The sequence below is a fragment of the Burkholderia sp. MSMB1588 genome (genome assembly GCF_001546925.1).
Classification (GTDB): domain Bacteria; phylum Pseudomonadota; class Gammaproteobacteria; order Burkholderiales; family Burkholderiaceae; genus Burkholderia; species Burkholderia humptydooensis.
This window is the reverse complement of the sequence record NZ_LNJS01000001.1, coordinates 2,195,908-2,209,950: the sequence shown is the minus strand read 5'-3', so window position 1 is coordinate 2,209,950 and position 14,043 is coordinate 2,195,908. Positions and strand designations below refer to the sequence as shown.

Below are 14,043 nucleotides of genomic sequence, written 5' to 3'. Positions count from 1 at the left end.
CATCACTTCGCGCCCGACCTGGACGCCCGCTTTCCGATGAGCCAGCCCGAAAGCGATCTCGCAATCCTGTTGCGCACGATGCAGCCCGAGCTGAACCCAGGCGCGTACGCATTCACGACCACATCTTCGTCGCATTCGTCGACGGCGCGCGGGCGCTCGACGTACTGGTCGCGCTGCAGCGCGACGCTTTGCGCGACTGACGCACGCATCCGCCGCACGCAAAAAAAACGGGCCCGTTTCCGGGCCCGCGAACGGAGAGGATGGCGCCGGCGCACCGGCACGCGGCAGCTTACTTCGCCGCGCCGCTCTCGAACCACGCGGCGATCTTCGTTCGCTCGTCATCCGTCATGTGCGTGACGTTGCCGATCGGCATCGCTTTCAGTTGCACCGCCTGCTGATAGATCCGCGGCGCGTTCCGCGCGATCTCGTCGGGCGTGTCGAACATCACGCCGGCGGGCGCGCTGCCCATCAGCGTCGGTTTTGCCGAGTGGCACGCGACGCAGCGCTGCTGCAGGATCGGCGCGATGTCCCCGATTGCGGGCTTCGGCGCATTCGGGGCGTTCGCCGCCTGCGCTTCGGGCGCGATCGGCTTGGGCATCGTCGTCACGAGCGCGAGCACCATCAGCGCGACGCCGCCGAGCGGCAGATACCAGAGCTGCTGGCCGCGATGCCGCATCACGAAGAACTGACGGATCAGCGCGCCGGCGAGCATGATGACGACGAGCACGATCCAGTTGTACTGGTTCGCATACGTCATCGCGTAGTGGTTCGACAGCATCGCGAACACGACGGGCAGCGTGAAGTACGTGTTGTGCACCGAGCGCTGCTTGCCGCGCTTGCCGTAGATCGGGTCGGGCGTCTCGCCCTTGAGCAGCGTGTCGACCATCTTGCGCTGGCCGGGGATGATCACGAAGAACACGTTGGCCGTCATGATCGTCGCGAGCATTGCGCCAACGATCAGGTACGCGGCGCGACCGGAGAACACGTGGCACGCGATGTACGCCGCCGCGATCACATACAGGCCGACGAACGCGCCGAGCAGCCTGTCGCGGCTGCCGAGCAGGCGGCACGCGCAGTCGTAGACGATCCAGCCCGCGAGCAAAAAGCCGAGCGCGGACGAGACCGCGACGACGGGCCCCATGTCGAGCACGTTCCGGTCGATCAGGTACGTGTTCGGCGCGAGCAGGTACAGCACGAAGAAGAGGCCGAAGCCGGACATCCACGTCGTGTACGACGGCCACTTCGACCAGTGCAGATCCTCGGGCATCTCGGGCGGCGCGACGAGGTACTTCTGCATGTTGTAAAAGCCGCCGCCGTGCACGTGCCACAGCTCGCCGAACACGCCGCGCGATTTCAACTGCGCGTCCTTCGGCGGCTTCAGGCTGTTGTCGAGCGCGACGAAATAGAACGACTCGCCGATCCACGCGATCGCGGCGACGACGTGCAGCCAGCGGATCGCGAGATTCAGCCAGTCGGTGATGAAGCCTTCCATGAAACTCCTCCTGAGTCGATCGTTGTCGTGTGCGGGCAGCGATGCGCGGTCAACTGCCGCGATAGGTGCTGTACGACCACGGCGACACGAGAAGCGGCACGTGATAGTGCGCGGCGGGATCGGCCACGCCGAAGCGCAGCACGACGAGATCGACGAAGCGCGGCTCCGGCAGCGCGACGCCTTGCGCGGCGAAGTAGTCGCCCGCGTGGAACACGAGTTCGTAGGTGCCGGCCGCGAGCGCGTCGCCTTCGAGGAGCGGCGCGTCGCAGCGGCCGTCGTCATTGGTGAGCGCGGTCTTCAGCAGCCGGCTGCCGTCGCCCGAGATCGCATGGAGCTCGATCTTGATCGCGGCGCCGGGGCGGCCGTACGCGATGTCGAGTACGTGGGTAGTGAGCTTTCCCATTCGCATGAGTCCTTGTGTAGTCGCGAGGATCGGCGGCGGCTCGATCCGTTGATGCTGCGGCGGATCGAGGCTCCACGTCAGTGGCTACATACCCGTCGGCGGATCGAAGCGAGCGCCGTGCAGCCATTGTAAGAAGGTTCGGGGGGCAAACCGTGAGCGATAACGAAGATAATGCGCGCCGCATGAGCGCGCGTCCATGCGCGTCGCCGCCGTCGCCAGCGGTAGCCGAACATATCGCCGGCGTGAAGACGATCATGCGCGCGGCGAAGCTTGCGCCGCGCCGCGCGTTCGACGATGCTTGGCCCGTGCGGGCGAGCGTGCCGATCCGTCGGAATCGCGCTCGCGCACCCCGAAGACGGCGGGCACGCCGGGTAACCGGGCCAGGGCGTTCGAACGGACGCGGCGGCGCGGTGCGTGCCGAGCGTCGCGTTCGAGCGTTCGGACATTCGAGCAGCGAGGCCGCTTCGGCGGCGCAACGACACGGAGATCGAACGACGATGGAACGACACCCGAGCGCGCGCGCCGGCGCGCAGTCCCTTTCCCAAAATCGGCCAAGGACGCTCGCCGTCAGGCACGCCGACGTGCTCGTGACGATGGACGGCGCGCGCCGCGAGCTGCGCGATGCGGGCCTCTATGTCGAGGACAACCGGATCGTCGCGGTCGGCCCGAGCGCCGAGCTGCCCGCGCACGCGGACGAAGTGCTCGATCTGCGCGGCCATCTCGTGATCCCGGGGCTCGTCAACACGCATCATCATATGTATCAGAGCCTCACGCGCGCGATTCCCGCCGCGCAGAACGCCGAGCTGTTCGGCTGGCTCACGAGCCTGTACCGGGTCTGGGCGCATCTGACGCCGGAGATGATCGAGGTGTCGGCGCTGACCGCGATGGCCGAGCTGCTGCTGTCCGGCTGCACGACGTCGAGCGATCATCTGTACATCTATCCGAACGGCAGCCGGCTCGACGACAGCATCGCGGCCGCGCAGCGCATCGGCATGCGCTTTCACGCGAGCCGCGGCAGCATGAGCGTCGGGCAGCGCGACGGCGGGCTGCCGCCCGACTCGGTCGTCGAGCGCGAGCCGGACATCCTGCGCGATACGCAGCGCGTGATCGAGACCTACCATGACGAAGGCCGCTACGCGATGCTGCGGGTCGTCGTTGCGCCGTGCTCGCCGTTCTCGGTGAGCCGGGGCCTGATGCGCGACGCGGCGGCGCTCGCGCGCGCGTATCGCGTGTCGCTGCACACGCACCTTGCGGAGAATGTGAACGACGTCGTGTACAGCCGCGAGAAGTTCGGGATGACGCCCGCCGAATATGCGGAGGATCTCGGCTGGCTCGGGCGCGACGTGTGGCATGCGCACTGCGTGCAGCTCGACGAGCCGGGCATCGCGCGCTTCGCGCGCACCGGCACGGGCGTTGCGCATTGTCCGTGCTCGAACATGCGGCTCGCGTCCGGGATCGCGCCCGTGCGGCGGATGCGGCTTGCGGGCGTGCCGGTCGGACTCGGCGTCGACGGCTCCGCGTCGAACGACGGCGCGCAGATGGTCGCCGAGATGCGGCAGGCGCTGCTGCTGCAGCGCGTCGGATTCGGCCCCGACGCGATGACCGCGCGCGATGCGCTCGAGATCGCGACGCTCGGCGGCGCGCGCGTGCTGAACCGCGACGACATCGGCGCGCTCGCGCCCGGCATGGCGGCGGATTTCGTCGCGTTCGACTTGCGCACGCCGCAGTTCGCGGGCGCGTTGCACGATCCCGTCGCGGCGCTCGTGTTCTGCGCGCCGTCGCAGGCGGCGTACAGCGTCGTCAACGGACGCGTCGTCGTGCGGGAAGGGCGGCTGACGACGCTCGAGATCGAGCCGCTCGTCGAGCGACACAACGCGCTTGCGCGGGCGCTTGGCGAGGCGGCGCGCTGAGCGGCGCGGCTTGCGGGCGGTTCGGCGCGGGGGCGGCCCCGTGTGTCGCGCGCGCGGATGGGTGTGCGCCCGTGCGGATTCGGCCGAGCATCCGCAAAAGCTCGTGGCGGCATGCGCGTCGGCCGATCGCGCGCCGACATCGCCGCCGACGGCGTGACGCGCATCAAGCGCCGTGACCCCCGCGCCGCGCGTCCTTACACCTCGATCAGCGTGCGGGTCGCCTCGGCGACGAGACCGCGCAGCCAGCGCACCTCGTCCGAGTAATGGCAGCGCTCATGCCAGAGCTGGTAGTACTGCATCGGCGGGAAATCGAGCGGCGCGGGCACGACCGACAGCGGCAGGAACTTCGCGTAGTGATCGGCGAAGAGCCGCGTCGTCGTGAAGATCAGATCCGACTTCACGAGCACGTAAGGCGCGAGATTGAAGTACGGCAGCGTGACGACGACGTGGCGCTTCAGGCGCTCGCGCGCGAGATGGACGTCGATCGCGCCGCGCTGCCCGACCGAGTACGGCGTCGGCGCGAGATGCGGCGCGTTCAGGTATTGGTCGAGCGTGAGGCCGCCGCGCTTGGCGAACGGATGCGTGTTGCTCATCAGGCAGACGATCTCGTCGACGAACAGGTTCGACAGGTGCAATTGCTCGGGCGGCTCCGGCCAGTTGCCGACGACGATGTCGAGCTTGCCGTCCTCGAGCGCGAGCTCGTAGTCGAACGCGGGGCCGAGCGAATGGAACTCGAGCGTCGCGTTCGGCGCGGCCTGGCGGAAGCGCTCGACGACGGTCGGCACGAACAGCACGTTCAGATAGTCCGGGCAGCCGATCCGGTAGCAGCGGATCGACGTCGCCGGATCGAAGTTGTGCTGCTGGAACTTGATCCGTTCGATTTCGCGCAGCGCGTTCTGCACGGGCTCGAGCAGGCGCAGGCCGTACTCGGTCGGCACCATCCCGGACTTGCCGCGCACGAGGAGCGGATCGCCCGTGATGTCGCGCAGGCGGCGCAGCGCGGCGCTGATCGCCGGTTGCGACTGGTTCAGCTTGACGGCCGCGCGCGTCACGCTGCGCTCCATCAGCAAAGTATGCAGGACGCGCAATAGATACGTGTCGATCGCCTCGCGTTGCTGGCTCATGCTCTCTCCGTTTATATGTCCGGGCTGATCGATGGGGGCTGGGGGTATATGGTTTTTAATATGGACATAAAGGAGCGTCAAGCGTGACGCATTCGAATCGCCGCGCGCGGCGGGGGATGATCCGCGACGGGCGGGCGGTGCGGACGGCGGCGGCGAGCTTGCGGTGCAACCGTGCGAAGGCGGCTGAAAAGGAGGTAAAGGGGACGGCAAGAAAGACGGTGAAACGAGCGGCGGGACGAGCGACGAAAAAAGGAACGACATGTCGACGTGCAAAGGAGACCGAAACGGTAACGGCAGGTCGGCCCCATCGGTAGCGCCGAGCCGATGTCGCGCGAGGCGTCACGTATCATCGGGCGCCTGAGAGGCGGACCGGACGATACGCCGCCCGACGCGCGTTCCGCGCGCGTCGCGGGGCGATCGTCGCGTTCCGCGCGAACGAGCGTTCCAAACGTTCGTTTGATGCCCGCGCGTCGTGCGCGGCGCAGCCGGCCGGTCCGCCGGGCCCGTTCAGTCCTCGATCCGCAATCCGACCTTCAGTGTCACTTGCCAGTGAATCACCTGATCGCCTTCGATGTGTCCGCGCGTGTCGGTGACTTCGAACCAGTGCAGATTGCGCACGGTCTTCGCCGCCTTGGCGATCGCGTTGCGAATCGCGTCGTCGCTCGACTGGCGCGACGAGCCGGTGAGTTCGAGCAGCTTGTAGACGTGGTCGTTCATGATGTTCTCCGGTGAGTCGTTCGACGTTCGGTTCAGCGGGCAAGACGCGCGCATCAGGCGTTCCCGCGCATGCCTTCTTGAGTGATAGGTATGATGGGCGGCAACTGCAATCGGTATTCGAACGAGAGGAAAGGGGAAGACGTGGACGTAGGATTCTGTGGGCCGGGGTTGATGGGCGCGCCGATGATCCGGCATCTGCTGTCGGCGGGCCATCGGGTGCACGTATGGAACCGCACGCGCGCGAAGGCCGACGCGCTCGCCGCGCACGGCGCGCAGGTCGTCGACACGCCGGCCGAACTCGCCGCGCGCGCGGAGACGGTGATGCTGTGCGTGCTCGATGCGCAAGCGGTCGGCGACGTCGTGTTCGGCGCATCCGGCGTGCTCGCGGGCGATGCCGCCGCGCGTCGCGCGCGGCGCATCGTCGATCATTCGAGCATTCCGCCCGCGGCGACGCGCGCGTATGCGGCGCGCGCGGCGGCGCTCGGCGCGAGCTGGGTCGACGCGCCGGTGTCGGGCGGCGTGCCGGGCGCAGAGGCGGGCACGCTCGCGGTGATGGCGGGCGGCCCGCAAGCGGATGTCGATGCGGTGCGCGCGCTGATCGGCGCTTACGCATCGCGCGTCACGCATCTCGGCGATGCGGGAGCGGGGCAGACGGCGAAGCTGTGCAATCAGGCGATCGTGACGGCGACCGTCACGGCGATCGCCGAAGCGGTGGGGCTCGCGCAGGCGAGCGGCATCGACGCGGCGCGCCTGGCCGAAGCGCTCGCGGGCGGCTGGGCGGATTCGGTGCTGCTGCAGACGTTCGTGCCGCGGATGACGGGCACGGGCCATCCGTCGATCGGCGCGCTGAGGACGTTTCAGAAGGATGTCGACGCAATCGCCGATGCGGCGCGCGATACGGGCGCGGTGATGCCTGTTGCGGCGGCCGTGCAGCAGGTGCTGCGGCTCGGCGCGGCGATGGGGCTTGCGCAAGCCGATTTCGCGGCGTTCATCAACATCGTGCGGCCGCAGGCGAAGCGAGGCGAGTGACGGGTGGATGTTTATGCGCTGGCGTCGCGGCGGCGCGTGCAGATCTCTCTGACAACGCGCCGAAAGATACGCCGAAAAACGCGCATGCCGCCGCGCGACGGCGGCGGCGTGAATGAAGAACGGGCCGTTTCAAACGGCCCGTTTCATGATGGCGAGAATTACAGCGAGCGAGGCGTGGTATCGCCGGCGTTCGGCTGTCCGATTCCGCTGCGCAGCCCGGCTTTCACGCCCGCACCAAATTCGGGCAGGATGCGCGCGCGGGCGCGGCTCGCGAACACGAGGAAGCCGAATCCGTTTGCTTCGTACCAGTAGCCGCCGTTTTCGAGCCCGTCGAGCGGCTGCTCGAGCGCATTGGCAATCGATTCGATGCAACGCTTGCGCAGCTCGGCGATCGCGGGATACGGCGGCTGCGCGCCGCGAACGCTGCAGAGCAGGACGTCGAGGCCGGGCAGCACGTGCGCGTAGAGCACGGGCTCGTCCTGCGCGCGCGCGCGCGCGATCTTCGTGTCGAGCTGGGCGAACGGCTTCGCATGGCGCAGCACTGCGAGGAACGATTCCTGGCCGTCCGGTTGCGCGCGTCGGCGTTTTTTCGGGAAGGACATAAACACTCGCCTCAAAAACAATTGCAAGAAATGCGGCATCCTCATGCGACCCACTCCCGGCTATGCGCGCCGCATGTCGATCTTTTATAGCATACGAAAATGCCGGCTTCACGAAGTTCGCCGATGCGTTTTGCCGTGCGTCGACCGAACCGGGGAGAGCCTACGATCGCCAAAGCCAGCGCTTCTGCGCCTGCACTGTCGTTGAGTCTCCATCATAGACCCGGTAGCGCCGCGCGTGCGTCAGAACGTCGCAAAAAATGATGCGGGTATTCTCTGCCTTGCGCGCGCCGCACCGCCGGAGACCGTCCGGACGACGAAAAAAAGCCCGCGCGCGGCGGGCTTCGTGGCGATCGTGCGGCGCGTGCGTTCAGCGCTGCTTCAGCGAATCGCGAATCTCGCGCAGCAGCAGCACGTCTTCGGGCGTCGCGGCGGGCGCGGCTTCTTCCGGCTTGCGCAGCTTGTTGATGAACTTGACCATCAGGAAGATGATGAACGCGAGGATGATGAAGTTGATCAGCACGGTGATGAACGAGCCGTAGCCGAACGTGGCGACGCCCGCCGCCTGCAGATCCTTGAACGATTCCGGATTGCCCTTGAACGACGCGGGAATCTGGCCGAGCAGCACGAATTTGTTCGAGAAATCCAGGCCACCCGTCAGCACGCCGATGACGGGCATGATGAGATCCTTCACCACCGAATCGACGATCTTCGAAAACGCTCCGCCGATGATCACGCCGATGGCGAGATCCATGACGTTGCCCTTGACGGCAAATTCCTTGAATTCCTTGATGATGCTCATGGGCGGCTTGCTCCTGTCGAAAGTGAATTGGCGCGTGGCGCAACGATTCGTTACGGCACATTGATGGCCGTCATCATAACGAACCCGATCCTTTATCGATAGTTCATCTGAAAAATCTTGACAAAGGGGCGCGCAAAAAAAATGGGCCGTTTCCGGCCCATTTCGTCGTTTCCGCGGCGCATCGTCAACCGTTGCTGCTCCAATCGTCGCCGCTGCTGCCGAGATCGACGCTTCCGCCGCCGTCCGAGCCGCCGCTGTCCCAACTGTCGCCCTGGCCGAAGTCGATGCCCGGATCGGCGCCTGCGCGGCGCCGCGCTTCGTCGTCGACGATCACTTCGCGCTCGATCACGCGGTCGCGGCCATGCGACATCGCCTGACCGAGCAGCACGCCCGTGAGCAAACCGCCCATGCCGCCGCCGAAGCCGCCGCCTTGCTGGATCACGACGGGCGGCTGCTGTTGCGGCTGCGGCGGATATGGCGAGTAGGGCGGCTGGCCTTGCGCGCCCGTCAACCGATCGGCCTCCTGAGCAAATACCGAGCCCGTTTGGCCGGGGGCGCCTGCTGCGGCCGCGGCCGCGTTCGGATCGGGGCGGCCCTCGACGCGCGCCTTCAGGCTCGCGAACTGCTTCTCCAACTCGTCGAGCCGGTACGGCGGCACCGGGTTCTTGCCGTTCGACAGCGTTTCGACGAACTCGCGCGCCTGCGCTTCGAGCGCCTCGATCTCGCCGTTGAGCGCGGCGGCGCCGGGCGCCGTCGACAGCCGCGCGTCGAGCTTGAGCGGGCGCACGTCGTTGAGGATGTCGGTTGCGCGCTTCAGTTGCGCGCGACGTTCGTCGTCGGCGCGCTGATCGTCGGCCGAGCGCGCGCGGCGCAGCGTTCTGCGCAGCACGAGCACGATCGCGCCGATCAGCACCGCGAGGCCGATCCACATGCCCGCCGACGGGCCGCGGTGCACGGGCGCGGCGGGTGCCGCGGCGAATTGCGATTGGGATTGGGCCTGGGCCTGCGGCGCGGCGAGCATGCCGCCCGAGGTCGCCGAGCGCGACGTCTGCGCAGCCGCCACGCGGCGCGCATCGGCGCGCACGCGCGCTTCCGTCTGCGCGAAGCGTGACGGATCGGTGAAGCGCAGTTGCGGATCGAGCGACTTCGCGCGCTCGATCTGCGCGAGCGCGTCGGCGGGGCGGCCCTCGCGGTCGAGCACCTGGCCGTACAGATAGCGGGCGCGCGCGTTGTCCGGATATGCGTCGATCACCTGCGAGAGCTGCGCGTCGGCGCGCTGCCAGTTGCCTTGCGCGATCGACTGCTGGATTTGTTGCAGCGACGGCACTGCCGCGTTCGCGGCGGCCGACACGAGGAGTAGCGACAATCCGACGGCTGCGAGAAGCTTTTTCATGATCGGTTCGGGCGCTCGGCCCGTCTCCTTGCGGATGTTCGCGGCGCGGCGGCGGAGCGAAGCGGACGCGCCCGCCGCCGCGGCTGCGAAGCGCCGGCTGGCGGAGCCGCCGTTACTGCGCCGGCGTGTTCAGTTGCTTTTTCAGCGCTTCGAGGCGGTCCTCGACGGACGGCCCCTTGTTCAGCGCCGCGAGCTTGTCGTCGAGCGCGCGGCCGCTGTTCGTATCGGCCGAGTTCAGGCGCGCGTCCGAACGCGCGTTCGACAGCGCGACCTTGTCCTCGAGCTTCTGGAAGTCCTCGGACAGGTTCTTGCCGCCGATCCCGCCGAGCGCGGTGGCCGCGACGTCCTTCGCCTGCGCGATTTCCTGCTTCGCCTGCAGGATGTTCGAGCGCGCGTTCAGATCGTTGCGGCGCGCGCGCATGTCGGCGATCTGGCCTTTGAGCTTGTCGACCGACGGCTCGAGCGTCTCGAGCTCGCGGGCGAGCGCGTCGCGCTCGGCCTCGGCGTTCGCCTGCGCGGCGAGCGCTTCGCGCGCGAGGGCTTCGTCGCCCGATTGCAGCGCGCGCTTCGCGCCGTCCTCGTACTTCTTCGCGCGCTCGTCGGCGGCGTCGCGCTTGCTGCGTTGCGTCGCGACCTGCGCCTCGATCTCGATCAGCGAGTTTTCCGCGCGGCCGATGCTGTCGTCGAGCTCCCGCACGATCTGCCGCGCGTCGCGCGACGGGTCCTGCACCGAGTCCGCCGCGTCGTTCAGCAGACCTTTGATCGTGCGCGAAATAGAGTCGAAAAGCGACATGGATTCCTCCGTAAGTGATGAACGATGCGCGCATCGCGCATCGCGGGCAATGCCTCGCCGCGGTGCGAGGCGGCTCGCGTCGGCGGATATTACACCACCGGTTCGCTTAAACGCCGCTTAAACGCAGGCCCGGGCGGGCGGCGCGCATGCCGGCCGCCGCGACCGAACATATGGCCGGCGACGGCAATTTCCAGTGCGCCGCGCGCCATTTTTTTGCGCGTGCGCGCCTTTCAGAACGAAAGGAGGCGTCGCGCCGCGTTTCGCCTTCATCATAGGAGCGTTCGCGGCGCACGACGGTGCGCGGCGCAACGAACTGGGGGATTTTTTACAAAAAATCCTGAAGGGGGGCGATCGATTTCATTAAAATGCGCTGTCACGCTGCGGACCGGACAGCCGTATGGACCGACGCGCGCCGGGAGCCGTCGACGTGATACGCTCCACGACGCTACGTCCATCGATTCCACGCACGCGCTCAGCGCGTGCTCGAGGCGCGCCTCGTGCGCCGCCCATCCGACATGCCTATTATCAAACGACCGCCTTCCTCCCGCGCCACGAACGAGCACCATTATTCGCTACGACGCTCGCCTGCCGGCGCCTATTACACCGATGACGACGATGACGGCGACCGCGCGTCGCGCCGCACGAGCCGCGACAGCGGCTCGCGCACGTTCGGCTCGCGCGTCGCGTTGTGGTTCGTCGGGCTCTTCGCGACGCTGCTCGTCGTCGGCGCGCTGATCGTGGGCTACGCGCTCGTCGTGATGGGGCCGCAACTGCCTTCGCTCGACGCGCTCACGCACTACCAGCCGAAGGTGCCGCTGCGCGTGTACAGCGCGGACCACGTGCTGCTCGGCGAATTCGGCGAGGAGCGCCGCAGCCTCGTGCGCTTCGCGGACATCCCGGACGTGATGAAGAAGGCGGTGCTCGCGATCGAGGATTACCGCTTCTACGAGCACGGCGGCGTCGACTTCGTCGGCATTCTCCGCGCGGGCGTGGCCGATCTGCTGCACGGCGGCGCGCGGCAGGGCGCGAGCACGATCACGATGCAGGTCGCGCGCAATTTCTTCCTGTCGAGCGAGAAGACGTACACGCGCAAGATCTACGAGATGCTGCTCGCATACAAGATCGAGCGCGCGCTCACGAAGGATCAGATCCTCGAGCTGTACATGAACCAGATCTATCTGGGCCAGCGTGCTTACGGCTTCGCGGCCGCCGCGCGCGTGTACTTCGGCAAGGACCTGAAGGACATCACGCTCGCCGAGGCGGCGATGCTCGCGGGGCTGCCGAAGGCGCCGTCCGCGTACAACCCGGTCGTCAATCCGAAGCGCGCGAAGGTGCGCCAGGAGTACATCCTGAAGCGCATGCTCGAGATCGGCTACATCACGCAGCAGCAGTACGACCAGGCGGTGAAGGAGGAAATCCATGTGCGCACGCCGGGCAACCAGTACGCGGTGCACGGCGAATACGTCGCCGAAATGGTGCGGCAGATGATGTACGCGCAGTACAAGGACGAGACCTATACGCGCGGCCTCACCGTCACCACGACGATCAACGCGGCCGACCAGGAGGCCGCGTACCAGGCGGTGCGCCGCGGGATCATGGACTACGAGCGCCGCCACGGCTACCGCGGGCCGGAAGGCTTCGTCGCGCTGCCGCCCGCGGGCGACGAGCGCGACGAGGCGATCGACGACGCGCTCGCCGATCATCCGGACAACGGCGATCTGCAGTCGGCCGTCGTGCTTGCCGCGTCGCCCGCGGCGGTCGACGTGCAGTTCGTCGGCGGCGCGACCGCGACGATCAACGGCGCCGGGCTGCGCTTCGTGGCGGGCGCGTTGAGCGCGCGCGCGTCGGCCGCGCTGAAGATCAAGCCGGGCTCGATCGTGCGCGTGATGAAGGACGCGAAGAGCGCATGGCAGATCGCGCAGTTGCCGCAGGTCGAAGGCGCGCTCGTCGCGGTCGCGCCGCAGGACGGCGCGATCCGCTCGCTCGTGGGCGGCTTCGACTTCAATAAGAGCAAGTTCAACCACGTGACGCAGGCGTGGCGGCAGCCGGGCTCGTCGTTCAAGCCGTTCATCTATTCGGCGTCGCTCGAAAAGGGCCTCGGGCCTGCGACGATCATCAACGACGCGCCGCTCTATTTCCCGCCGAGCGTGCCGGGCGGCCAGCCGTGGGAGCCGAAGGACGACGATCAGCCGGACGGCCCGATGCCGATGCGCACCGCGCTGCAGCGCTCGAAGAACCTCGTGTCGATCCGGATTCTCGCGTCGATCGGCACGTCGTACGCGCAGGACTACGTAACGCAGCGCTTCGGCTTCGATCCCGCGAAGACGCCGCCGTATCTGCCGATGGCGCTCGGCGCGGGCCTCGTCACGCCGCTGCAGCTCGCGGCGGGCTATGCGGTGTTCGCGAACGGCGGCTACAAGGTCGATCCGTATCTGATCGCCGAAGTCGACGACGCGCGCGGCCAGGCGCTGCAAAAGGCGCAGCCGGTGGTCGCGGGCACGAGCGCGACGCGCACGATCGACGCGCGCAACGCATACGTGATGAACAGCCTGCTGCACACCGTCGCGACGGCGGGCACGGGCGCCGGCACGAACGCGCTCGGCCGCGGCGACCTGCAGGGCAAGACGGGTACGACGAACGACGCGAAGGACGGCTGGTTCGCCGGCTACCAGCAATCGCTCGTCGCCGTTGCATGGATGGGCTTCGACCAGCCGAAGAGCCTCGGCAGCCGCGAATTCGGCGCGCAGCTCGCGCTGCCGATCTGGGTGAACTACATGCGCACCGCGCTTTCCGGCGTGCCCGAGCAGCAGATGGCGATGCCGGACGGGCTGACGACGATCGACGGCGAGCTGTATTACGCGGATCGCACGCCGGGCGCGGGCTTCGTCGCGAACGTCGACTTCAACCCTGCCGCGAGCCCCACCGTGAGCGCGAACGACGCGCTCGGCTCGGCGGGCGCCGCGGGCCTGACGCCGCCGCCCGTGACGCCGGAGGAGAAGCGGCAGATTATCGACATGTTCGAGGGCAACAAGCCTTGATCGAATGTCGATGCGTTGATCGCATCGCGAAGAAACGGGCGCTGACGGCGCCCGTTTTTTTGCCGGCGCGGATTTGGCGGCGGCGATTGCCGATGGCGGTGCGGTGCCGTTGCGCCGGCGGGCGGCGCGCTCGCCGGCAATATTCGGTCTGCTTCGACTTGGAGGGCGAATGACCGGCCGCCATGCAATGCATTCCGGAACGAGCCGATCAGAACGACGCGCAAACGCGCGCCAGCACGAGCCCGACCGATTGCTGATGAAACCGCTCGATGTACGCGCGGCGGATGGCGGCGAGGCTGTCGAGCGTCGCGGGCGAGTCGGGCGCGACGATACGGATCACGAAGCTTTTCTCGTGCACGACGCCGCCCGTTTCGCGATCGCGCCATTGGCCGCGCGTGTCCCACGTCGTGATCCCGTCGGGAAAGCGCGGCGTGACCGCGTCGGCGACGAAGCGCGCGCGCTCGGCGTCGGTGACGGGGCCGCGGCCGGCGATGTCGCGGCCGAACAGCAGGTCTGCCTGCAGTTCGCGCGTGCCGCCGGCTTGCGCGCAGCGCGCATCGCTTGACGCCGGCTGCGGCGACGTCGCGCAGCCCGGCAGCGCGGCGACGGCGGCGATCAGCGCGATGCCGCCGATCCATGTCGAATGAGTCACTCGCATCGTTGATCCTCGTCGAATGTCGTGTTTGATCGACCACGCGACCACGCGACCGTGCAAATGCGCGCCGCCGCATCCGGGAGCGCGA

The 14,043-nt window shown here is 67.8% G+C and carries 12 protein-coding genes and 1 pseudogene; 4 read left to right on the top strand and 9 right to left on the bottom strand.

Annotated features, from left to right (window positions below; translation table 11 throughout):
• The first annotated feature begins 36 nt into the window (after positions 1-36).
• Positions 37-200 (top strand): annotated as a pseudogene (locus WS92_RS37250) (hypothetical protein).
• An 89-nt stretch (positions 201-289) separates the two neighbouring features.
• Here WS92_RS37250 and WS92_RS21750 read toward each other — a convergent pair.
• Complete coding sequence (locus WS92_RS21750; RefSeq protein ID WP_059934605.1) at positions 290-1,492, bottom strand: urate hydroxylase PuuD; 1,203 nt, start codon at positions 1,490-1,492, stop codon at positions 290-292.
• A 49-nt stretch (positions 1,493-1,541) separates the two neighbouring features.
• Positions 1,542-1,895: a hydroxyisourate hydrolase gene (uraH, locus tag WS92_RS21745; protein ID WP_059934606.1), complete on the bottom strand. Its 354-nt coding sequence runs from the start codon at positions 1,893-1,895 to the stop codon at positions 1,542-1,544.
• Between the two features lie 497 nt (positions 1,896-2,392).
• Here uraH and WS92_RS21740 point away from each other — a divergent pair, with 497 nt between their 5' ends.
• Entirely contained in the window at positions 2,393-3,805 is a 1,413-nt protein-coding gene (locus tag WS92_RS21740) for an 8-oxoguanine deaminase (RefSeq protein WP_059934607.1), read from the top strand.
• Between the two features lie 194 nt (positions 3,806-3,999).
• Here WS92_RS21740 and WS92_RS21735 read toward each other — a convergent pair whose 3' ends face one another.
• Positions 4,000-4,929, bottom strand: a complete 930-nt coding sequence (locus WS92_RS21735; protein WP_006026119.1) for a LysR substrate-binding domain-containing protein — start codon at positions 4,927-4,929, stop codon at positions 4,000-4,002.
• 507 nt (positions 4,930-5,436) lie between these two features.
• Positions 5,437-5,646 (bottom strand): dodecin, encoded by a 210-nt coding sequence (locus WS92_RS21730; RefSeq protein WP_009912804.1) that lies wholly within the window; start codon positions 5,644-5,646, stop codon positions 5,437-5,439.
• Positions 5,647-5,736: 90 nt separating this feature from the next.
• On the opposite strand from WS92_RS21730, the gene WS92_RS21725 reads away from it, so the two are divergent.
• Positions 5,737-6,675 carry an NAD(P)-dependent oxidoreductase gene (locus WS92_RS21725; protein WP_061083876.1) on the top strand — a complete coding sequence of 313 codons (939 nt, stop codon included), beginning with the start codon at positions 5,737-5,739 and terminating at the stop codon, positions 6,673-6,675.
• A 158-nt stretch (positions 6,676-6,833) separates the two neighbouring features.
• Here WS92_RS21725 and WS92_RS21720 read toward each other — a convergent pair whose 3' ends face one another.
• The 4 genes from WS92_RS21720 to WS92_RS21705 all read right to left on the bottom strand — a co-directional run bounded on the left by WS92_RS21720 (position 6,834) and on the right by WS92_RS21705 (position 10,262).
• A complete protein-coding gene (locus WS92_RS21720; RefSeq protein WP_004191671.1) occupies positions 6,834-7,277 on the bottom strand; it encodes a hypothetical protein in 444 nt (147 codons plus the stop codon).
• A gap of 367 nt (positions 7,278-7,644) precedes the next feature.
• On the bottom strand, positions 7,645-8,076 hold the full coding sequence (gene mscL / locus WS92_RS21715; protein ID WP_004192898.1) for a large conductance mechanosensitive channel protein MscL: 432 nt from the start codon (positions 8,074-8,076) through the stop codon (positions 7,645-7,647).
• Between the two features lie 184 nt (positions 8,077-8,260).
• On the bottom strand, positions 8,261-9,469 hold the full coding sequence (locus WS92_RS21710) for a tetratricopeptide repeat protein (protein ID WP_015600473.1): 1,209 nt from the start codon (positions 9,467-9,469) through the stop codon (positions 8,261-8,263).
• A gap of 112 nt (positions 9,470-9,581) precedes the next feature.
• Complete coding sequence (locus WS92_RS21705) at positions 9,582-10,262, bottom strand: PspA/IM30 family protein (RefSeq protein WP_006026123.1); 681 nt, start codon at positions 10,260-10,262, stop codon at positions 9,582-9,584.
• Between the two features lie 515 nt (positions 10,263-10,777).
• Between WS92_RS21705 and WS92_RS21700 the strand changes: the two genes are divergently transcribed.
• Positions 10,778-13,300: a penicillin-binding protein 1A gene (locus tag WS92_RS21700; RefSeq protein WP_059934694.1), complete on the top strand. Its 2,523-nt coding sequence runs from the start codon at positions 10,778-10,780 to the stop codon at positions 13,298-13,300.
• A 208-nt stretch (positions 13,301-13,508) separates the two neighbouring features.
• Here WS92_RS21700 and WS92_RS21695 read toward each other — a convergent pair whose 3' ends face one another.
• Positions 13,509-13,958: a DUF3574 domain-containing protein gene (locus tag WS92_RS21695; protein WP_015601734.1), complete on the bottom strand. Its 450-nt coding sequence runs from the start codon at positions 13,956-13,958 to the stop codon at positions 13,509-13,511.
• Positions 13,959-14,043: the final 85 nt, after the last annotated feature.